This window comes from Pseudomonas sp. 210_17 TE3656, from assembly GCF_054821965.1.
In genome coordinates this window covers 3535793-3556957 of record NZ_JBTRBC010000001.1, presented here as the reverse complement: position 1 = coordinate 3556957, position 21165 = coordinate 3535793, and the positions used below count along the sequence as shown (strand labels likewise).

Sequence of the window (21165 nt, the reverse complement as noted above, 5' to 3'; positions counted from 1 at the left end):
CCCGACAAAAATCGTCCCAGTGGTTGATTTCAAAGGATTTTATCCGCTTGAAAGAGCAAGCACTGCAGTATCCGGACACGGAACTGCAATAAAGACGGCTGCATGTAAGGGCACGTCCATAATTATTGGCCATTGGCTGCCAACTTTGAGTGCAGATTATTTTGCACTCCACATTTATATGCCTGCGCACGGTGAAGTGACATCTTTTTGCCACAACTCCGTTCGCCCGGACATTGCTGGTTAATCAACCCGGTCTGGCTCCGAAAGTTGAGCCGGCATGATAAACACATGAGGTGATAGCGATGCGTATCAGTATCTTTGGTTTGGGTTATGTGGGTGCAGTCTGTGCTGGCTGCCTGTCCGCACGGGGTCATGAAGTGATTGGCGTGGATGTTTCCAAGACCAAGATCGACCTGATCAACCAGGGCAAATCGCCAATTGTCGAACCCGGGCTTGAAGCACTCTTGCAACAGGGCATCGACACCGGCCGCCTGCGTGGCACCACCGACTTTGCCGCGGCGATCCGCGACAGCGACCTGTCGATGATCTGCGTCGGTACGCCGAGCAAGAAGAACGGCGATCTGGGCCTGGAATACATCGAGTCGGTGTGCCGCGAAATCGGTTTCGTGCTGCGCGAAAAAGCCAGCCGCCACACCATCGTGGTACGCAGCACCGTGCTGCCGGGCACGGTGAAGAACGTGGTGATCCCGATTCTTGAAGACTGCTCCGGGAAAAAAGCCGGCGTCGATTTCGGCGTGGCAGTCAACCCTGAGTTCCTGCGTGAAAGCACCGCGATCAAGGATTACGACCAGCCACCGATGACGGTCATCGGCGAACTGGACAAGGCCAGTGGCGACGTCCTGCAGTCGCTGTATGAAGAGCTCGACGCACCGATCATCCGCAAGGACATCGAAGTAGCCGAGATGATCAAGTACACCTGCAACGTCTGGCACGCCGCGAAAGTGACCTTCGCCAACGAGATCGGCAACATCGCCAAAGCGGTCGGTGTCGATGGCCGCGAAGTGATGGACGTGGTCTGCCAGGACAAGACCCTGAACCTGTCGCAGTACTACATGCGCCCGGGCTTTGCCTTTGGCGGCTCGTGCCTGCCTAAAGACGTGCGCGCCCTGACCTACCGGGCCAACAGCCTGGATGTGAAGGCGCCGCTGCTCAACTCGCTGATGACCAGCAACGAGTCCCAGGTGCAGAACGCCTTCGACATCATCGAAAGCCACGACAAGCGCAAGGTCGCCCTGCTCGGCCTGAGCTTCAAGGCCGGCACCGACGACCTGCGCGAAAGTCCGCTGGTGGAACTGGCCGAGCGCCTGATCGGCAAGGGCTACGAGCTGAACATCTACGACAGCAATGTCGAGTACGCCCGCGTCCACGGGGCGAACAAGGACTATATCGAGTCGAAGATCCCGCACGTTTCCTCCTTGCTCAACGCCGACTTCGACCAGGTCATCAAGCATGCCGACGTGATCGTCCTGGGCAACCGCGACGAGAAGTTCCGCGCCCTCGCCCAACAAGCGCCGGAAGGCAAACAGGTCATCGACCTGGTCGGGTTCATGAACAAGGCCAGCTCGCCAGCCACCCGCACCGAAGGTATCTGCTGGTAACCCGGCAGGCTGCGCAGGGCCTGCGGGCCCTGCGCACCACCCTATTCCCCTCTCTGGATACGGATGCAGAACATGCAAAGGCTCAAGCACGGCCTGCTACAGGTCGCCGGTTGGCTGTTCTACGTGAGCCTGCTCATGTTGATCGCCCTGGCCTTGCCCAACTCCATTTTCGACCCTGACTCGAAGGACTTCATTTTCCTCGTCGGTGCCGTCGGTATCTGGCGCTACTCCATGGGTGCCACGCACTTTGTGCGCGGCATGCTGTTTCTCTATGTGGTCTATCCGCTGCTGCGGCGCAAGGTGCGCAAGCTGGGCAGCGCCGCTGATCCATCGCATGTCTACCTGATGGTCACCAGCTTTCGCATCGACGCGCTGACCACCGCCCAGGTCTACAGCTCGGTGATCCGCGAGGCGATCGACTGCGGCTACCCGACCACGGTGGTCTGCTCGCTGGTGGAAATGTCCGACGAGCTGCTGGTGAAAAGCCTCTGGGAAAAATTCAATCCGCCTGACCGTGTCACCCTGGACTTCGTGCGTATCGCCGGGACCGGTAAACGTGACGGCCTGGCCTATGGTTTTCGTGCCATCTCTCGCCACTTGCCGGACGAGAATGCCGTGGTCGCGGTGATCGACGGCGATACCGTGCTCGGTGAAGGCGTGGTGCGCAAGACCGTGCCGTGGTTCAAGTTGTTCGGCAATGTCGGCGGCCTGACCACCAACGAATTCTGCGAAGTGCGCGGTGGCTACATCATGAGCGAGTGGCACAAACTGCGCTTCGCCCAGCGCCACATCAACATGTGTTCGATGGCCCTGTCCAAGCGCGTGCTGACCATGACCGGGCGTATGTCGGTGTTCCGCGCCGCGGTAGTGACCAACCCCGAATTCATCGCCGACGTCGAGAACGACTCGCTGCAGCACTGGCGTCTTGGCCGCTTCAAATTCCTCACCGGTGACGACAAGTCCAGCTGGTTCAGCCTCATGCGCCTGGGCTACGACACCTTCTACGTGCCAGACGCCGCGATCAACACGGTCGAGCACCCGCCGGAAAAGAGTTTCATCAAGGCCAGCCGCAAGCTGATGTACCGCTGGTACGGCAACAACCTGCGCCAGAACTCGCGGGCCCTGGGCCTGGGGATCCGTCGCCTGGGCCTGTTCACCAGCGTGGTGCTGTTCGACCAGCGCGTGTCGATGTGGACCAGTTTGCTCGGCCTGACCGTTGCGCTGATTGCCAGCCTGAAGTTCGGCCCGGCGTTCCTCCTGGTGTACCTGCTGTGGATCGGCATCACCCGCCTGATCCTGACGTTCATGCTGCTGTGCTCGGGCCACAACATCGGTCCGGCCTACCCGCTGATCCTTTATTACAACCAGATCGTCGGCGCGATCATGAAGATCTACGTGTTCTTCCGCCTCGACAAGCAGTCCTGGACGCGCCAGCCGACTGCCCTCAAACGCGACCTCGCGAGCTTTCAACAATGGTTCAACACCTGGTCCTCCCGGACCATGACCTTCTCGGCGGCCAGCATCTTCATTGCTGTGCTGTTCATGGTCGTGTGAGCCGGAAACCGATTGGATTAAACAGGAACAAATTGCCATGAATACCGCCGTGAACGTCAATGTCGTGCATGAGTCCGAAGCCCAGCGCCAGCACGCCCGGGTGCGCATCCCGGCCAAGCTGCGCTACCTGGGAAGCAGCCGCGAAACCCTGGAAGTGAAGGTCGACGACCTGTCTGCCGGGGGCCTGAGCTTCCATGCCAAGCAGCCGCTGAAAGTCGGCGAGGTGTCACGCGGGCGCTTGCAGTTCACCGTCGACAAGCTCGGTCTGGCCATGGACATCGAGTTCCAGGTGCGCTCCTTCGACCCGTCCAGCGGCCGTACCGGCGTGCAGTTCCAGAACCTTGAGCCGCGCGACATCGCCACCCTGCGCCACATCATCACTTCGCACTTGTCGGGCGAGCTGATCACCGTTGGCGATGTGCTGAGCACCTTGCAACGCGACAACTTCACCAAGGCGCGTAAACAGAAAGACGCCAGCGGTGGCATGAGCGCCTTCGGCCGCCTGCGCGCAGTGACCTTCAGCCTCGGCGTGTTCGTGGTTGGCGTGGCGGCGTTCGGCTTCATCGCCAAGTCGGTGTACGGCCTGTACTTCGTCAGCCACGCCCAGGCCGCTGTGGTCAGCGTGCCAACCACCAACGTCACCATGCCTCGCGACGGTACCGTGCAAGGCCTGGTCGAGAGTGGTGGGCAGATCGTCAAGGGCGCGCCGCTGGCGTCGTTCAGCACCAGCATGCTGGACATGCTCAAGGGCCACCTGGACGACCAGCAGCTTGAACCGAGCAAGGTCGAAGAGCTGTTCGGCAAACAGATGAGCGGCACCCTGACCAGCCCTTGCGATTGCGTAGTCGCCCGCCAACTGGTGGACAACGGCCAGTACGCGAGCAAGGGCCAGGTGATCTTCCAACTGATCCCGCGCACGGTTAATCCGAGCATCGAGGCGCGCTTCAGCTATCGCCAGTTTGACGACGTCCAGCCGGGCACCCGGGTCAACTTCCAGATCGCTGGCGAAGACCAATGGCGTACGGGCCAGATCGTCAGCAGCACCAGCCTGAACAGCGAAGACCTGTCTTCGGACATTCGCGTGCAGATCAAACCCGAAGGCGCACTGCCCAGCGAACTGGCTGGCCGCCCGGTGGCGGTGGACAGCAACCGTGGCCCGTCGCTGGACTGGCTGATCGACAAAGCCATGGCCCGTGGGCTGTAAGAGGATCTGCCCATGAATCTCACCATCCACCCTGTGGGAGCTCTAGGCCTGGCCCTGGCCATCAACCTGGCTGGTTGCGCCGGCCTGCCCGACCAGCGCCTGGCCAACGAAGCGCTCAAGCGTGGCGACACCGCCCTGGCCGAACAGAACTATCGGCAACTGGCCGACCTCGGTTACAGCGAGGCCCAGGTAGGCCTGGCCGATATCCAGGTGGAAACCCGCGACCCGGCCAAGCTCAAGCAAGCCGAAGCGACCTACCGCGCCGCCGCCGATATCTCGCCGCGAGCCCAGGCTCGCCTCGGTCGCCTGCTGGCGGCCAAGCCGGACGCCACCGAAGCCGAACGCCAGGAGGCCGAAACCCTGCTCAAGAAGGCCTTCGCCAATGGTGAGGGCAACACCCTGATCCCGCTGGCGATGCTCTACCTGCAATACCCGCAGAGTTTCCCCGGCACCCATGCGCAACAGCAGATCGATCAGTGGCGCGCCGCTGGTTACCCGGAAGCGGGCCTGGCCCAGATTCTGCTGTACCGCACTCAGAACACCTATGACCAGCACCTGGCCGAGGTCGAGCGAATCTGCAAAGCCGCGCTGACGACCACCGACATCTGCTACGTCGAGCTGGCCACCGTGTACCAGAAGCGCGCTCAGCCCGAGCAACAGGCGGCGTTGATCGAGCAGGTTAAAAGCGCCTACCAGCGCGGCGCGATTCCGGCCACCCGGGTCGACAGCGTTGCCCGCGTACTGGCCGACCGCAGCCTCGGCCAGACCGACGAGAAAACCGCACAGGCCCTGCTCGAACAGGTCGCGCCGGTCAATTCCGGTTCCTGGGTCAGCCTGGCGCAACTGCTCTACGACTTCCCTGAGCTTGGCGACACCGACAAGTTGATGGAATACATCGACAAGGGTCGCGCCGCTGAACAACCACGCGCCGAACTGTTACTCGGTCGCCTGTACTACGAAGGCAAGAGCGTACCGGCCGACGCGCAGAAGGCCGAAAACCATCTGCTCAGCGCCGCCAATGCCGGTGAAGTGAGTGCCCATTACTACCTCGGCCAGCTCTATCGCCGTGGTTACCTGGGCAACGTCGATCCGCAGAAAGCCGTCGACCACCTGCTCCGCGCCGCCCGCGGCGGCCAGCTCAGCGCCGACTATGCCCTGGCCCAATTGTTCAGCGAAGGCCATGGCATCCGTCAGGACCTGGTCAACGCCTGGGTCTTCAGCCAACTGGCACAAGCCAACCCCAGCGACCAATCGCGTGAGCTGGCCGCCCAGCTCGACCAGCAACTCACCCCAGCGCAGAAGGCCCAGGCCGAGCGCCTGTTGCAGCAAGAACGCCAGGCCCGTGGCGCCATTGGCCAGGGCGCAGGTGCCCTGGCTTTGCAGGCTGTGCAACAACCCGTAGAAGGCGAGGACTCCCTATGACACTCAATCCGTGGATGAAAGCCGGCCTCGGCCTTGGCTTCGCCCTGCTCTGGTCGTGCCCGACCCTGGCGGCGATGACCGCTGAAAAGAACTTCGGCCTGGACGTGAAAATCACCGCCCAGTCCGAAGACGACCGCGACCTCGGCACCCGCTCCGGCGGTGACGTCAACGGCATGGGCCTGGACCTGCGCCCCTGGGTCTATGGCGAGCGCGGCAACTGGAGCGCCTTCGCCATGGGCCAGGCGGTAGCCGCTACCGACATCATCGAGACCGACACCCTGCGCCAGTCCGGTGACGAAGCCGAATCTGACAACAGCAGTGCCGACGGCCGCGAAGCCGACAAGAGCTACCTGGCGATGCGTGAATTCTGGGTCGGCTACAGCGGCCTGACCGCCTACCCCGGCGAACAGCTGCGTTTCGGTCGCCAGCGCCTGCGTAACGACGACGGCATGTGGCGCGACACCAACATCGAAGCGCTGAACTGGACCTTCGACACCACCTTGCTGCGCGCCAATCTCGGCGTCGCCGAACGCTTCAGTGAGTACCGCACCGACCTCACCGAGCTGGCCCCGGAAGACAAGGACCGCCTGCACGTCTACGGCGATGTCGCCACCCAGTGGACGCCTGGGCACTGGGTCGGTCTGCGCGCCCACCATACCCACGACGACGGCAACCTGAAAAGCCCCGGCGAAACCGTCGATGCGCTGGACAAGACCCGCACCGGCGACCTCACCTGGCTGGGCCTTGAGGCCAACAGCGACGCCTACAACTGGCGCAACCAGAACCGCGTCAACTACTGGGGCAGCGTGACCTGGCTGACCGGCGATCGCGACAGCCTCAACACCACCACGGTCAACGGCGAACAGGTCGCCAGCGGCAAGCAGAGCGGCGACGTCAACGCCTGGGCCACCGACCTCGGAATCCGCTTGCGCCTTGATCCCAACTGGCAAGTCGGCGCCGCCTATGCGCGTGGCAGCGGCGGTGGCGGCAGCGACGGTTCGGGCAATTACGAGCAGACCGGTCTGGAAAGCAACCGCTCCAACTTCACCGGCACCCGTTCGCGCGTACACCGCTTCGGCGAGGCGTTTCGTGGCGAGCTGGGCAACCTCCAGGCCGCGACCCTGTTCACTTCCTGGCAGCTGCGCGACGACTACGACGCCAGCCTGATCTACCACAAATTCTGGCGCGTCGATGGCGACCAGAACATCGGCAGCAGCGGTATCAACGCGGTGGTCGAGGACAACGGCATCAACCGTCCGCTGATCCAGGGCGAGAAAGACCTCGGCCAGGAAATGGACGTGGTGGTCACCAAGTACTTCAAGCAGGGCCTGTTGCCCGCCTCCTTGAGCCAGTCGGTCGACGAGCCGTCGGCGCTGGTGCGCTTGCGTGCCGGGGTGTTCAAGCCGGGGGATGCCTATGGCAAGGACACCGACTCGTACATGCACCGCGCCTTCGTCGACGTGATCTGGCGCTTCTGATGCCTGGAGTGCACTGATATGAGCCTTCAATCGAACACTCTGCAGCGCTTGCTGGCCGGCAGCCTGCTGCTGGCCAGCAGCATCGCCCTGGCCAACGGTCAGGCGCCGGTTCCGCTGGCCAAAGGGCTGCAACAGGCCAAGACCTATACGGTCAGTAGCGCGCCGATCGAACCGCTGCAGATTCCGCCGCCGACCCTGCCCGACCTGTCCGGCTACAGCGCCGAGGCAGTGCAGAAAAAGATCCAGCGCACACACAAGGGCAAAGTCTCGGTGCGGCGCATGCTGCAGGAAAATGCGCTCAAGGAGTTCATCGGTGGCGACAACAAGATGGCCGAATGGGTGGCGCGTCAGCACGGCATCCCGCAGGCGATCTTCATCGATGACGGCCATGTCGATTTCACCGAGCTGAGCAAGCGCGTGCCCAAGCAGTACCTGAGCGAAACCTCGCCAGGCGTGTACCTGGCGCGCCTGCCGATCGTAGTCGGCGCCAAGGGCGTGCTGGAGATCGACGCCAAGGTCAAGGAACTGCGCCTGTCCCAGGAAGGCGGTTCGTTCATCGTCAACGACGGCAAGCTGTTCGTCACCGATACCAAAGTGACCGGCTGGCGCGAGAAGGACAACGGCCCGGCGACGTTCCGTTCGCCTAACGAGTTCCGCCCATTCCTGCTGTCCTGGGGCGGCACCGAGACTTACATCGTCAACAGCCAGATGGCCAGCTTCGGCTACGCCAAAAGTAAGTCCTACGGGGTGAGCATTTCCCAGTACACGCCGAACATGGCCAAGCAGATGGGCCGCGCCGAACCCACCGGCTGGATCATCGGCTCGCAGTTCAGCGACATGTGGTACGGCTTCTACTGCTACGAAACCAGCGACTTCGTGGTCAAGGACAGCACCTACCGCGACAACATCGTCTACGGCATCGACCCGCACGACCGTTCGCATCGGCTGATCATCGCCGGCAACACCGTGTACGGGACGAAAAAGAAGCACGGCATCATCGTCTCCCGCGAGGTCAATGACAGCTGGATCATCAACAACAAGAGCTATGACAACAAGCTCTCGGGCGTGGTGATCGACCGTAACAGCGTCAACAACCTGATCGCCTACAACGAGATTTACCGCAACCACACCGACGGCATCACCTTGTACGAGAGCGGCGACAACCTGATCTGGGGCAACAAGCTGATCAACAACCGCCGCCACGGCATTCGTGTGCGCAACAGCGTAAACATCCGCCTGTACGAAAACGTCGCCATGGCCAACGGCCTGGTCGGCGTGTACGGGCACATCAAGGACCTCTCCGACACCGACCGCGACATCGCCCTCGACCCGTTCGACACCAAGGTCTCGCTGATCGTCGTCGGTGGCGAACTGGCGGCCAACGGCAGCGGCCCGCTGTCGATCGACTCGCCGTTGAGCGTGGAACTGTACCGGGTCTCGATGCTGGCCCCGAGCAAGGCCAGCGGCATCAGCTTTTCCGGGGTGCTGGGTGAGCGTCAGGACGAGATCCTCGACCTGATGGTGCGCCAGCAGAAAGCCGTATTGATCGACCCGGTCGAGCGCCAGACCGAAATGGCGGATTAAGGAAGCCACGACATGACTCCACATCTGATGAAACTGCTTGGCCTGAGCGCTGCCTTACTGGCGATCAACAACAGCGCGCACGCCGACACCGTACAAGCGCCGATCTTCAGCGCCGAACCCTGCTGCCAGTTGTGCCCCGAAGCGCACGACGCCAGCCGCTACACCACGCGCTATCAGCAGAACTTCACCACCCTGGTGCAGGCCCAGGGTGACTGGCTGTTCCGTACCCGCGAAGATCTGCGCACCGAATTCCAGACCACCCCCGCCGGCTACAAACGCCTGCAACAGCTGCATGACGCCTTCAAGGCACGCGGCATCGAATTGGTGGTGGTCTACCAGCCGACCCGTGGCCTGGTGAACCGCAACATGCTCAAACCGGCCGAGAAAGCCGCGTTCAACTACGAGAAAGCCCTGGGCAACTACCAGGCGATGCTCGCCCGCTTCAGCAAGATGGGCTACAACGTGCCCGACCTGTCGCCGCTGACCAACGAACAACTGGCCGCCGCCGACCAGGGCAAGGACTTCTACTTCCGTGGTGACCAGCACTGGACGCCCTATGGCGCCGAGCGTGCGGCGAAGATCGTTGCCGACACCGTGCACAAGATGCCGGCCTTCGCCGGCATCCCCCAGCGCGAGTTCGAAAGCCACAAGTCCGGACGCATGGGCAAGACCGGCACCCTGCACAACGTTGCCGGACAACTGTGCGGTACCAGTTATGCGGTGCAGTACATGGACCAGTTCGTCACCGAGCCCAAGGGCGAAAGTGGCAGCGACGACCTGTTCGGCGATTCCGCCAATCCAAAAATCACTCTGGTTGGCACCAGCCACAGCGGCAAGAACTACAACTTCTCCGGTTTCCTCGAACAGTACATCGGTGCCGACGTGCTCAACGTCGCCTTCCCTGGCGGCGGTCTGGAAGGCTCGATGATCCAGTACCTGGGCAGCGACGACTTCAAGAACAACCCGCCGAAGATCCTCATCTGGGAATTCTCGCCGCTGTATCGCCTGGACCAGGAAACCATCTGGCGGCAGATGCTCGCGCTGCTCGACAACGGCTGTGAAGGCAAGCCGGCACAGCTGCATGCCAGTGCCACACTCAAGCCGGGCAAGAACGAACTGATGGTCAACGGCAAGGGTGGCGTGATCAAGGACCTGACCAATGGCCGTCACCAGCTGGACTTCAAGTTCGAAGACACCTCGGTCAAGGTGCTGCAGGCCACGCTCTGGTACCTGAACGGCCGTCATGAAGACGTGAAGATCGAAAAGCCGGAAACCTCCGACACCGATGGCCGCTTCGCTTTCCAGCTGCGCGAAGACGAGGACTGGGCCAGCCAGACCCTGCTCGCAGTGGAAGTTCAGGGCCCGGAGAGCGGCACCCAGAAAGTCGAAGCGACGCTCTGCAAACGTACTTGAGGTACCCATGAATAGATCAAACACAATGCCGGTGGGAGCGGGCTTGCCCCGCGATTGCAATGCCGGCCTCTTCGCGGGGCAAGCCCGCTCCTACCGGGTGCTGGCGCTTGCTCTGGTACTGATTGGCCCGGCCGCGCAGGCTGCCGGGCTGGTCCCGCCCCCGGGTTACTACGCCGGGATCGAGAAACTCAAGACCGGCCCCAGCGATTACAAGTGCGAGGCGATCCCCAAGCCTTACACCGCCAAGCTGCAGTTTCGCAGCAAGTACGAAGGTTCGGACAGCGCTCGCGCAACCTTGAACAAAGCCTCAGAAAAAGCCTTCCGCGACTCCACCGCAAGCATCACCACGCTTGAGCGCGGGGTCAGCAAACAGGTCATGCAGTACATGCGCGACGGCCGTCCGCAGCAGCTCGATTGCACCCTGGAATGGTTGAGCAGCTGGGCCCGCGCCGATGCGTTGATGTCGACCGACTACAACCACACCGGCAAGTCCATGCGCAAATGGGCGCTGGGCAGCCTGAGTTCGTCGTGGCTGCACCTGAAGTTCTCCAACTCCCAACCCCTGGCCGCGCATCAGCAGGAAGCCGAACTGATCGAAAAATGGTTCGCGCGCCTGGCCGATCAGGTGGTCAAGGACTGGAGCGATCTGCCCCTGGAAAAGATCAACAACCACTCCTACTGGGCCGCCTGGTCGGTGATGGCCACTGCCGTGGCGACCGATCGCCGCGACCTGTTCAACTGGTCGGTGAAGGAGTATCGGATCGCCGCCAACCAGGTCGACGCCCAGGGCTTCCTGCCCAACGAGCTCAAGCGCAAGCAACGCGCCCTGGCCTACCACAACTACGCCCTGCCACCGCTGGCGATGATCGCCAGCTTTGCCCAGGCCAATGGTGTCGATGTGCGTCCCGAAAACAACGGCGCACTTGAACGCTTGGGTAAACGAGTGCTGTCCGGGGCGAAAGACCCGAGCCCGTTCAAGGCCAAGAGCGGTGAGAAACAAGCCATGGGTGACCTCAAGGTCGACAGCAAATACGCCTGGCTCGAACCCTGGTGCAGCCTTTACCGCTGCGGTGCCGATGCGCTGAAGAAGAAGCACGACATGCAGCCATTCAGGAATTTCCGCCTCGGCGGTGACCTGACCCGGGTCTACGAAAAGCAATAAAGCATTACCTGTAGGAGCGGATTCATCCGCGATGGACTGCGTAGCAGGCCCATCTATTGGGGCCGCGCTGCGACCCATCGCGGATAAGTCCGCTCCTACAGGGTGTAGTCAGTTTGGTTGCCTCCAGTGATTTTTCATGGGGGGTTTGGGGGGCTGCTGCCCCGATTGTGGATAACGACAAGGAGAGATCGGGATGGTGTTTTCGTCCAATGTGTTCCTGTTCCTGTTCCTGCCGATCTTTCTCGGCTTGTACTACTTGAGCGGGCAACGCTATCGCAACGCGCTGTTGCTGCTGGCCAGCTACCTGTTCTACGCCTGGTGGCGGGTGGACTTCCTCGCTCTGTTCGCCGGGGTCACCCTGTGGAACTACTGGATCGGCCTGAAAGTCGGCGCCGCCGGCGTGCGCACCAAACCGGCGCAGCGCTGGCTGCTGCTCGGGGTGGTGGTTGACCTGTGCATCCTCGGTTACTTCAAGTACGCCAACTTCGGCGTCGACAGTATCAACGCGATCATGACCTCCTATGGTCTTGAGCCGTTCATCCTCACCCACGTGCTGCTGCCGATCGGCATCTCGTTCTACATTTTCGAGTCGATCAGCTACATCATCGATGTCTACCGCGGCGACACCCCGGCCACCCGCAACCTGATCGACTTCGCCGCCTTCGTCGCGATCTTCCCGCACCTGATCGCCGGCCCGGTGCTGCGCTTCAAGGACCTGGCCGACCAGTTCAACCACCGCACCCACACCCTCGACAAGTTCTCCGAAGGCTGCACGCGTTTCATGCAGGGCTTCATCAAGAAAGTGTTCATCGCCGACACCCTGGCGGTGGTCGCCGACCATTGCTTCGCCCTGCAGAACCCGACCACCGGCGACGCCTGGCTCGGTGCCCTGGCCTACACCGCGCAGCTGTACTTCGACTTCTCCGGCTACAGCGACATGGCCATCGGCCTGGGCCTGATGATGGGTTTCCGCTTCATGGAAAACTTCAAGCAGCCCTACATCAGCCAGTCGATCACCGAGTTCTGGCGGCGCTGGCACATCAGCCTGTCGACCTGGCTGCGCGACTACCTGTACATCACCCTCGGCGGCAACCGCGGCGGCACCTTTGCCACCTACCGCAACCTGTTCCTGACCATGCTGCTCGGCGGTCTGTGGCACGGCGCCAACTTCACTTACATCATCTGGGGTGCCTGGCACGGCATGTGGCTGGCCATCGAACGTGCGCTGGGCCTGGACACCAACCCGCAACGCTTCAACCCGGTGAAGTGGGCCTTCACCTTCCTGCTGGTGGTGATCGGCTGGGTGATCTTCCGCGCCGAAAACCTCGACGTGGCCGGTCGCATGTACGGCGCCATGTTCAGCTTCGCTGACTGGCAGCTGTCCGAGCTCAACCGCGCCAACCTTACCGGCCTGCAAGTGGCAACCCTGCTGGTGGCCTACGCGACCCTGGCGTTCTTCGGCCTGCGCGACTTCTACCGCAACGCCAAGCCCGCACCCAAGGCCAGCCCGGTGGCCGTGCATGCCGACGGCAGCCTGAGCTTGGACTGGGGCCTGTATGCCACCCGCGCGCTGGTGCTGCTGCTGTTTGTCGCCTCGATCCTGAAACTCTCGGCGCAAAGCTACTCGCCGTTTCTCTACTTCCAGTTCTGAGTGAGCCGACCATGACCCGATCATTACGCAAACTCTATTCCGTGCTGTTCCTTGCCCTGCTCCTGGGCCTGGGTATCTGGTCGCTGGGCGGTTTGGGCAGCTTCCAGCGCAGCGCGCAGATGAGCGTGCTCGACGGCAAGCTGGCCAAAGCCGCCGAGACCCACTATGACGAACAGTTCCCGCTCAAGCGTATCGGCACCAACCTGTGGGCGGCGCTGGACTTCAAACTGTTCAACGAAGGCCGCCCCGGCGTGGTGCTGGGCCGCGAGCAGTGGCTGTTCAGCGACGAGGAATTCAAGCCGGTCGCCAACAGCGATCAGTTCGAACAGGAAAACCTCGCGCTGATCCGCGGCGTACGCGACACCCTGCAACAGCGCGGCGTGCAGTTGGTGCTGGCGATCGTGCCGGCCAAGGCGCGGCTGTACAGCGAGTACCTCGGCGATCAGACCCCGGCCAGCCTGCATGCTGATCTGTACAACGAGTTCCATGCCCAGGCCCGTCAGGCCGGGGTCTTCGCTCCCGATCTGCTGACCCCGCTGCAGCGCGCCAAGGCCCGCGGCCAGGTGTTCCTGCGCACCGACACGCACTGGACGCCACTGGGCGCCGAAGTGGCCGCTCAACACCTGGCCGAAGCCGTCAGCCGTCAGAACCTGCTCAACGGCGCGCCGCAGCAGTTCATCACCGAACAGCGCCAGAGCGCACCCTACAAAGGCGACCTGACCAACTTCCTGCCGCTCGACCCGCTGTTCAGCAACCTGCTGCCAGCGCCGGACACCCTGCAAAAGCGCAGCACCCGCCCAGCTGCAACTGAGGGCGAAAGTGGCGACGTCTTGTTCGCCGACAACGAAATCCCGGTGGCGCTGATCGGCACCAGCTACAGCGCCAACCCTAACTGGAACTTCCTCGGCGCCCTGCAGCAGGCCCTGCGCAGTGACGTGGTCAATTACGCCGAAGACGGCCATGGCCCGCTGCTGCCAATGCTCAAGTACCTGCAGAGCGACGCCTTCAAGGACAGCGCCCCGCAAGTGCTGATCTGGGAGTTTCCAGAACGCTATCTGCCAATGAAAAACGACCTCAGCGACTTCGATCCGCAGTGGATCGCCCAGCTGAAGAAAACCCGTAACGCCAATCATGACCTGGCCCTGTCGTCCAATCGGACGCAACACTGAGAGGTAACGCACATGACCACCAAGCACCGTATTGCCAAAGCCTTTGCCCTGACCGCCGGCATGAGCCTGCTTTCGCTACAGGCCTGGGCCGGCGCCGATGCCGCCCTGTACGGCCCGAGTGCGCCGAAAGGCTCGTCCTTCGTGCGCATCTACAACGCCAGCAACCAGGCGGTCAGCGCCAGCGTCGGCAACACCCAGATCAACGACGTGGCGGCCCAGGCCAGCAGCGATTTCAGCTTCATGCCGCAGGGCGACTACAGCGCCAGGCTCGGTAGCCAGAGCCTGCCGGTCAAGCTCGCCTCCGACCACTACTACACCCTGGTCAACAACGTCTCGGGCGCACCGCAACTGGTCGAGGAACCGCCGTTCAAGAACAAACAGAAATCCCTGGTGCGGGTACAGAACCTCAGCGACCAGGCCCTGACCCTGAAAACCGCCGACGGCAAGACCGAAGTGGTCAAGCCGGTGGCCGCCAAGGCCCGTGGCGAGCGCGAGATCAACCCGGTCAAGGTCAGCCTGGCCCTGTATGAAGGCGACAAGAAAGTCAGCGATCTGAAGCCGGTGGCTCTGGAGCGCGGCGAAGCAGCGGTGCTCTACGTCACCGGATCCGGCAGCAACCTGTCGCCGGTCTGGGTCAAGCGCCCGGTATCGACCCGTTAATCAACTGCCCTTTTCAATCTTCGGAGAACACTCATGATTCCAGTCATCCTGTCCGGCGGTAGCGGTTCGCGTCTGTGGCCGCTGTCGCGCAAACAATTCCCCAAGCAGTTCCTGGCCCTGACCGGTGAACACACCTTGTTCCAGCAAACCCTGTCACGCCTGGTGTTCGAAGGCATGGATACGCCGATGGTGGTGTGCAACAAGGACCACAAGTTCATCGTCAACGAACAACTGAGCAACCTGAAACTGCAAACCCAGGCGATCCTGCTCGAACCTTTCGGCCGCAACACCGCACCGGCTGTGGCGCTGGCGGCGATGAAACTGCTCAATGAAGGCCGTGACGAGCTGATGCTGGTGCTGCCGGCCGATCACGTGCTCGACGACCAGAAAGCCCTGCAACGCGCCCTGGCCCTGGCCACGGTGGCTGCCGAGCGTGGCGAGATGGTGTTGTTCGGTGTGCCGGCGACCAAGCCAGAGACCGGTTACGGCTACATCAGGTCGAGCCAGGATGCACTGCTGCCTGAAGGTGTCAGCCGCGTTGCCCAGTTCGTCGAAAAGCCAGATGAAAAACGCGCCAAGGAGTTCGTCCAGGCTGGTGGTTACTTCTGGAACAGCGGCATGTTTCTGTTCCGTGCCAGCCGCTTCCTGGAGGAGCTGAAAAAGCATGACCCGGACATCTACGACACCTGCCTGCTGACCCTGGAGCGCAGTGAGGAAGATGGCGACGAGCTGAGCATCGATGACGCCACCTTCGCCTGCTGCCCGGACAACTCCATCGACTACGCAGTGATGGAAAAAACCCAGCGCGCCTGCGTGGTGCCGCTCAGTGCCGGCTGGAGCGATGTCGGTTGCTGGTCGTCGCTGTGGGACGTACACGAGAAAGACAGCAACGGCAACGTCACCAAGGGCGACGTGGTAGTCCAGGACAGCCGTAACTGCATGATCCACGGCAACGGCAAGCTGGTGTCGGTGATCGGTCTTGAAAACATCGTCGTGGTCGAGACCAAGGACGCGATGATGATTGCCCACAAGGACAAGGTCCAGGGCGTCAAACAGCTGGTCAACACCCTCAACGAGCAGGGCCGCAGCGAAACCCAGAACCACTGTGAAGTGTACCGGCCATGGGGTTCCTACGACTCGGTGGACATGGGCGGGCGTTTCCAGGTCAAGCACATCACCGTCAAACCGGGCGCCTGCCTGTCGTTGCAGATGCACCACCACCGCGCCGAACACTGGATCGTGGTGTCGGGTACCGCCGAGGTGACCTGCGACGAGAACATCTTCCTGCTCACTGAGAACCAGTCCACCTACATCCCGATCGCCTCGGTGCACCGCCTGCGCAACCCGGGCAAGATCCCGCTGGAGATCATCGAGGTGCAGTCGGGCAGCTACCTGGGTGAAGACGATATCGAGCGTTTTGAAGATATCTATGGGCGCTCGACGCCGATCGAGCGCGGGATTTCGATCAAGACCATCGCGCAGTAAAGCTGCCCCCCCACCTGTAGGAGCGGATTCATCCGCGATGGGTCGCAACGCGGCCCCGAAAATGGGACTGCTACCGCAGTCCATCGCGGATGAATCCGCTCCTACAGTCATCCCACCAGATGTTTTTACGGTTAGGATAAAAGCACCTCCGCATCCAAGGCCTCGTCCATGATCATCGGCGCCCTGCTCATCCTCACTTGGCTGGTCCTGCTGCTGCGCTACCCGGCCAAGGCCCTGCCGATTTCCCTGTCGGCGCTGTTCGGCCTGGGGCTGGTGGCGCTGTGGGTGGTCTGGCAGGACAACCGCGAAGCCAGCCAGCTGGCGCGCCTGCAGTTGCGCCTGAGCTACGCCCCGAACGACTGTCCGGCCGACCGCCCCTTGCGCGTGCAGATGAACAACGGCAACGACGTGCCCCTGCTGGAGCTGCGCTGGCGGGTTGCAGCCTACGCCCCTGGCGACACCGTCAATCTTGCCGAAAACACCTATTCCGCACCGCGCTACCGCGGCCCGGGTGAACTGCAACCCGGCGCCGACTGGCAGGAGTGCCTGCCGATGCCGCCCCTGCGTTCAGGCTACCGGCCACAGAGCCTGGAGTTTCGCGCAGAACACCTGCAGGGCACCTTCTCGCGTTGAGCACCTGGTATTTTTATCAGGTTACCCAGAACTGAAAGCTGTGTTGAATAAGCACTGACTTAACGACGTTGGGGAGCAACGACATGGCGGATACTTCAGCACCTGTCCAGGCCGAGTTTCTGGCCCTGGTCAAGCGTATAAAAAATAAAGCAGCACTGGATCGCCCGGCAGTGATTCTGGTCTATTCCGAAGTCTGTCCGGCCTGCACAATTGCCAAGACGGCACTCACAGCGCTGGCCGACGATGGGTTTCGGGCGCACGTCGATTTCTACCAGGTTCCCGGCGCAACCTTCAAGGCATCACAACTGGACAGCGAGGTTGATCGCGTCCCTTCTTATCTCTTGTATGACCGCCAGAGCAATCGCAGCCTGTTTATCGGGGACGACACCAAGCCGTTGAAAAATTCCCTGGCGGCTTTGCTGCCTGACGTAGTATTTGTGCCGTCTCCCCCTGCTTAAGGACAGCACTTACATGCCCAGCGTTCTGATCACCGGTTGCTCCAGTGGCATCGGCCTGGCCCTGGCCCAGGCTTTCAACACCGCGGGTTATGAGGTCTGGGCCACGGCACGCAAGACCGAGGATGTACAGCGCCTGGCCGAAGCGGGTTTCAATGCCCGGCAACTGGATGTCAACGATCAAGCTGCCCTGGCACAACTGGCCGACGAGCTGGCCCAGCGTGGCCATGGCCTTGACGTGCTGATCAACAATGCCGGCTACGGCGCCATGGGCCCGCTGCTCGATGGCGGCGTCGAGGCCATGCAGCGCCAGTTTGAAACCAATGTGTTTGCGCTGGTCGGTGTTACCCGCGCACTGTTTCCGGCGTTGCGGCGCAGCAAGGGGCTGGTGGTGAACATCGGTAGCGTCTCCGGTGTGCTGGTCACGCCCTTTGCCGGTGCCTACTGCGCCTCCAAGGCTGCCGTGCATGCCCTGAGCGATGCCTTGCGCATGGAGCTTGCACCCTTTGGCGTGCGGGTGATGGAGGTCCAGCCGGGAGCGATTGCCTCGCAGTTCGCCAGCAACGCCGGACGCGAGGCCGAGCAGCTGATTGCCGAGCACTCCCCGTGGTGGCCGCTGCGCGAAGGTATTCGTGCCCGCGCCCGCGCCTCCCAGGACAAGCCGACGCCCGCCAGCGATTTCGCCCAGGGCCTGCTCAAGGCCGCACAACAGCCTCAGCCGCCGGCATTGTTGCGTTTGGGCAATGGCAGCCGCGCCCTGCCGTTGCTGCAAGCCTGGTTGCCGCAGGGCTTGCTGCAACGGGTGCTGAAAAAACGCTTTGGCCTGGACCGCGCACTCTGAGTCGTGCCGGGCTGCGCCGACCTGATATTTTTGTCAGTTTCACCCACCGCGTCAGCGTACTAAATTCAGCATCATTATCTGAATGCTGCGCTGACCCGGCGGTGGTCCATGACCTTTTCAAGCCAATTGCATACCGCCACGCCCACCCTGGGGGTTATCGATCCGCGTGGCTTGCCCATTCGCACCGTTGCCTATTGCCGAAGCGTGATCGCGCAGCCGGCCGAGGCCCGGGTCACCCGCCAGACATTCAGCCTCGCCGGCCATCTGCTTGCCTGCTGGGACTCACGCCTGTGGGCCCAGGCCAGCCGTGCAAACCTGGTCAACGTGCATAGCCTCTCGGGCGTATCGCTGCTGTCCGACAGCGTCGACGCCGGCTGGCAACTACGCCTGTTGGCACAGGCCGGCAATGCAGTGTGCAGCTGGGATGGACGAGGAACATCACGGCGTATTGCTTATGACGCACTGCAACGACCTGTCGCGATTGGCGAAACGTCCGTCGGGGCTGTCGAGCAGATTGTCGAACGCTTCGATTACGCGCAATCCGATGCGCAATGTGCGGCTAACAACCAGTGTGGTCATCTGGTGCGTCACGACGACCCGGCCGGGACCCTGCACCTAACCGCCTTCGCCCTCACAGGTGGAGTCACCAGGCAAACGCGGCACTTCCTGTCGTCGCTCGATTCGCCGGACTGGCCAGCCGCAATCCGGGCGCGCGACGAGCTGCTGGAAAGCGGTGACGGCTTCAGTACACACACCGGTTACAACGCCACGGGACAAGTGCTGAGCCATACTGATGCGCTGGCGAACGTGCAGCAATCCGCGCACACCCTGGACGGCCAGTTGAAAAGTGTCCGGTTGCGGTGTGCCGGCGCATCGCAAGTGAAGACCCTGGTCGCCGCCATCCACTACAACGCCTGGGGGCAAGTCGAAAGCGAGCTTGCCGGCAACGGCGTGGTCAGCGGGGCCCGCTATGCCCCTGAGAATGGGCAACTGCTTGCGCTTGAATCCGGCATTCCAGGCCATCCCGCACCGCAGGCCTTTGCCTACCGCTACGATCCGTCAGGCAACCTGTTGAGCATCGAAGACCGCACACTGTCCTCGCAGTACTTCAAAAACCAGCGTATCGACCCGGTAAACCACTATCGCTATGACAGCCTCTACCAACTGATCGAAGCCAGCGGCTGGGAAGCCAGCGCTGCCGCTTATGGTTCGACAGGGCCGCCAGACCGGGCGCAACGAAGCAATTACCGTCAGCACTATCGATATGATGCCGGCGGCAATCTGCTCGAGCTGCGCCACCTGGGCGCGCAAAATTACACGCGGACATTCCAGGTCGCGCCGCACAGCAATCGAACCCTGCCGGTGGAAAACTCATCCATCGCAGGTAACTTCGACAGCGCCTTCGATGCCAACGGTAACCTCGCTCAGTTGCAACCGGGTCAGTTACTGTCATGGAACCTTCGCAACCAACTCAGCCTGGTCAATCCGGTGTCACGCGAAGCAGCGCCAGACGACAGTGAACGCTACATCTACGACGCTAACGGCAGTCGCCTGCGCAAGGTCCGGCACAATCAAGCCAGCGGTCGCAGCTTGCTGGCTGAGGTCCGTTACCTGCCAGGACTGGAGCTGCGCAGCAACAGTGCTACTGGCGAGCGGCTGCAGGTAATTCTCTGCGCAGCCGGACGTGGCAGCGTGCACATGCTGCACTGGGAACAGGGTTTGCCAGCCGGTATCGACAACAACCAATTGCGCTACAACCTGGCCGATCATCTGGGCTCCGCGACCCTGGAACTGGATGAACAGGGGAATCTGCTGAGCAAGGAAATCTACTACCCCTACGGAGCCACCGCCTGGTGGCAAGACTCCAGCGCGAGCCAGGGCCGCTACAAGGTACGCCGCTACTCGGGCAAGGAGCGCGATGTCTCCGGCCTTTACTACTACGGCCAACGCTATTACGCGCCGTTTTTACAACGCTGGATCAATCCGGATCCCGCGGGTTATGGCGATGGTTTGAACCTTTACTGCATGGTGGCAAACAGTCCGCTCACATTTATCGACGAGCAAGGCACCAACAGGGAAGAAGCCCTGAAACCTGCGGCCGATAAATTTGTGGAAGCCATCGTTGAACAGATCGGTAATAAAAAACTAATGCCCTTCAGCCAGGGAAACTTCGAAGAGCTGGAGTGGAATCAGGAAAACCAGTATTTCACTTCCACCGGCATGACTTACACACGCGGCATGGAAATAGCAAGCCAGGAAACGAGATGGTCTCATGACGCAACAACGGAAATTGCCATATTTCGCGATAATAAAAAAAATTGCGGCTGTTTACCACCACCGCCGGGCTGCATATGGAGATTCAACCTGGCATGGGATTACCTTTGTTTGCCGGGACAATCAAGCAACAGGAAGGCAAAGTTAATTTCAATAATGAGTCAGGGCATTACAAACCGCAAATTACTTCTGAAAAGGCAAATGAATTATTTACCGAACTTGCCCCAATGGCAAAAAACTTAAATTATGCAGCTGCCGAACACTCAAGCAACCCTGATAAAATCAGCAGACTGCATAAAATCTCATCACCGGAGGACTACGTCGACAAAGTCAACGAGTTCATATATTACCCTGGACGCGCCATTGACTTCCTCAAAGAGGAAGCAGATTGGAAAAACATACATAGATCCGAAGCCACAAAGGCCCTTATACACATTAGTGATGGAGGCCCTGGTTTCAGGGTAGATAGCGGAGAGCCTAGTAAGGAGACAGGGTACAGTAATGATCGACAGCGAGCTGCAAAGGATATTGGAAGGACCAAAAATTATTTCGAGCAAAGGG

The 21165-nt window shown here is 61.4% G+C and carries 16 protein-coding genes; all 16 read left to right on the top strand.

Annotated features, from left to right (window positions below; all coding sequences use genetic code 11):
* Positions 1 to 302 precede the first annotated feature (302 nt).
* The 16 genes from algD to ACVI9W_RS16655 all read left to right on the top strand — a co-directional run bounded on the left by algD (position 303) and on the right by ACVI9W_RS16655 (position 20847).
* Complete coding sequence (algD, locus tag ACVI9W_RS16730) at positions 303 to 1619, top strand: GDP-mannose 6-dehydrogenase (RefSeq protein WP_461530576.1); 1317 nt, start codon at positions 303 to 305, stop codon at positions 1617 to 1619.
* Positions 1620 to 1682: 63 nt separating this feature from the next.
* Positions 1683 to 3173, top strand: coding sequence for a mannuronan synthase (gene alg8, locus ACVI9W_RS16725; RefSeq protein ID WP_191831060.1), 1491 nt, complete (start codon positions 1683 to 1685; stop codon positions 3171 to 3173).
* Between the two features lie 37 nt (positions 3174 to 3210).
* Positions 3211 to 4377 (top strand): alginate biosynthesis protein Alg44, encoded by a 1167-nt coding sequence (locus ACVI9W_RS16720; protein WP_461530575.1) that lies wholly within the window; start codon positions 3211 to 3213, stop codon positions 4375 to 4377.
* A gap of 12 nt (positions 4378 to 4389) precedes the next feature.
* A complete protein-coding gene (gene algK / locus ACVI9W_RS16715) occupies positions 4390 to 5799 on the top strand; it encodes an alginate biosynthesis TPR repeat lipoprotein AlgK (RefSeq protein ID WP_461530574.1) in 1410 nt (469 codons plus the stop codon).
* The gene (locus ACVI9W_RS16710) at positions 5796 to 7277 is read left to right on the top strand and encodes an alginate export family protein (RefSeq protein WP_038607104.1); all 1482 of its coding nucleotides are present in this window, start codon (positions 5796 to 5798) and stop codon (positions 7275 to 7277) included. Before algK ends, ACVI9W_RS16710 begins: the two co-directional genes overlap by 4 nt.
* 18 nt (positions 7278 to 7295) lie before the next feature.
* Entirely contained in the window at positions 7296 to 8861 is a 1566-nt protein-coding gene (algG, locus tag ACVI9W_RS16705) for a mannuronan 5-epimerase AlgG (protein WP_461530573.1), read from the top strand.
* Positions 8862 to 8873: 12 nt separating this feature from the next.
* On the top strand, positions 8874 to 10274 hold the full coding sequence (locus ACVI9W_RS16700) for an alginate O-acetyltransferase (protein ID WP_461530572.1): 1401 nt from the start codon (positions 8874 to 8876) through the stop codon (positions 10272 to 10274).
* A 7-nt stretch (positions 10275 to 10281) separates the two neighbouring features.
* Positions 10282 to 11436, top strand: a complete 1155-nt coding sequence (locus ACVI9W_RS16695) for a mannuronate-specific alginate lyase (protein ID WP_461530571.1) — start codon at positions 10282 to 10284, stop codon at positions 11434 to 11436.
* A 193-nt stretch (positions 11437 to 11629) separates the two neighbouring features.
* Entirely contained in the window at positions 11630 to 13087 is a 1458-nt protein-coding gene (locus ACVI9W_RS16690) for an MBOAT family O-acyltransferase (RefSeq protein ID WP_461530570.1), read from the top strand.
* 11 nt (positions 13088 to 13098) lie between these two features.
* The gene (locus tag ACVI9W_RS16685; RefSeq protein WP_461530569.1) at positions 13099 to 14256 is read left to right on the top strand and encodes an alginate O-acetyltransferase; all 1158 of its coding nucleotides are present in this window, start codon (positions 13099 to 13101) and stop codon (positions 14254 to 14256) included.
* A gap of 12 nt (positions 14257 to 14268) precedes the next feature.
* Entirely contained in the window at positions 14269 to 14916 is a 648-nt protein-coding gene (locus ACVI9W_RS16680) for an alginate O-acetyltransferase AlgF (RefSeq protein ID WP_461530568.1), read from the top strand.
* 33 nt (positions 14917 to 14949) lie between these two features.
* On the top strand, positions 14950 to 16401 hold the full coding sequence (locus tag ACVI9W_RS16675; RefSeq protein ID WP_461530567.1) for a mannose-1-phosphate guanylyltransferase/mannose-6-phosphate isomerase: 1452 nt from the start codon (positions 14950 to 14952) through the stop codon (positions 16399 to 16401).
* Positions 16402 to 16569: 168 nt separating this feature from the next.
* A complete protein-coding gene (locus tag ACVI9W_RS16670) occupies positions 16570 to 17034 on the top strand; it encodes a multidrug transporter (RefSeq protein WP_461530566.1) in 465 nt (154 codons plus the stop codon).
* Between the two features lie 83 nt (positions 17035 to 17117).
* Positions 17118 to 17492: a hypothetical protein gene (locus ACVI9W_RS16665; protein WP_461530565.1), complete on the top strand. Its 375-nt coding sequence runs from the start codon at positions 17118 to 17120 to the stop codon at positions 17490 to 17492.
* 13 nt (positions 17493 to 17505) lie between these two features.
* A complete protein-coding gene (locus ACVI9W_RS16660; RefSeq protein ID WP_461530564.1) occupies positions 17506 to 18330 on the top strand; it encodes an SDR family oxidoreductase in 825 nt (274 codons plus the stop codon).
* A 108-nt stretch (positions 18331 to 18438) separates the two neighbouring features.
* Positions 18439 to 20847, top strand: a complete 2409-nt coding sequence (locus tag ACVI9W_RS16655) for an RHS repeat-associated core domain-containing protein (protein WP_461530563.1) — start codon at positions 18439 to 18441, stop codon at positions 20845 to 20847.
* Positions 20848 to 21165: the final 318 nt, after the last annotated feature.

Coding starts and splice junctions, on each gene's coding strand:
- alg8 (WP_191831060.1), top strand. CDS start 1,683: ATGCAGAACATGCAAAGGCTCAAGCACGGCCTGCTACAGGTCGCCGGT.
- ACVI9W_RS16700 (WP_461530572.1), top strand. CDS start 8,874: ATGACTCCACATCTGATGAAACTGCTTGGCCTGAGCGCTGCCTTACTG.
- ACVI9W_RS16680 (WP_461530568.1), top strand. CDS start 14,269: ATGACCACCAAGCACCGTATTGCCAAAGCCTTTGCCCTGACCGCCGGC.
- ACVI9W_RS16695 (WP_461530571.1), top strand. CDS start 10,282: ATGAATAGATCAAACACAATGCCGGTGGGAGCGGGCTTGCCCCGCGAT.
- algG (WP_461530573.1), top strand. CDS start 7,296: ATGAGCCTTCAATCGAACACTCTGCAGCGCTTGCTGGCCGGCAGCCTG.
- ACVI9W_RS16710 (WP_038607104.1), top strand. CDS start 5,796: ATGACACTCAATCCGTGGATGAAAGCCGGCCTCGGCCTTGGCTTCGCC.
- ACVI9W_RS16685 (WP_461530569.1), top strand. CDS start 13,099: ATGACCCGATCATTACGCAAACTCTATTCCGTGCTGTTCCTTGCCCTG.
- ACVI9W_RS16670 (WP_461530566.1), top strand. CDS start 16,570: ATGATCATCGGCGCCCTGCTCATCCTCACTTGGCTGGTCCTGCTGCTG.
- ACVI9W_RS16660 (WP_461530564.1), top strand. CDS start 17,506: ATGCCCAGCGTTCTGATCACCGGTTGCTCCAGTGGCATCGGCCTGGCC.
- ACVI9W_RS16665 (WP_461530565.1), top strand. CDS start 17,118: ATGGCGGATACTTCAGCACCTGTCCAGGCCGAGTTTCTGGCCCTGGTC.
- ACVI9W_RS16675 (WP_461530567.1), top strand. CDS start 14,950: ATGATTCCAGTCATCCTGTCCGGCGGTAGCGGTTCGCGTCTGTGGCCG.
- algD (WP_461530576.1), top strand. CDS start 303: ATGCGTATCAGTATCTTTGGTTTGGGTTATGTGGGTGCAGTCTGTGCT.
- algK (WP_461530574.1), top strand. CDS start 4,390: ATGAATCTCACCATCCACCCTGTGGGAGCTCTAGGCCTGGCCCTGGCC.
- ACVI9W_RS16690 (WP_461530570.1), top strand. CDS start 11,630: ATGGTGTTTTCGTCCAATGTGTTCCTGTTCCTGTTCCTGCCGATCTTT.
- ACVI9W_RS16655 (WP_461530563.1), top strand. CDS start 18,439: ATGACCTTTTCAAGCCAATTGCATACCGCCACGCCCACCCTGGGGGTT.
- ACVI9W_RS16720 (WP_461530575.1), top strand. CDS start 3,211: ATGAATACCGCCGTGAACGTCAATGTCGTGCATGAGTCCGAAGCCCAG.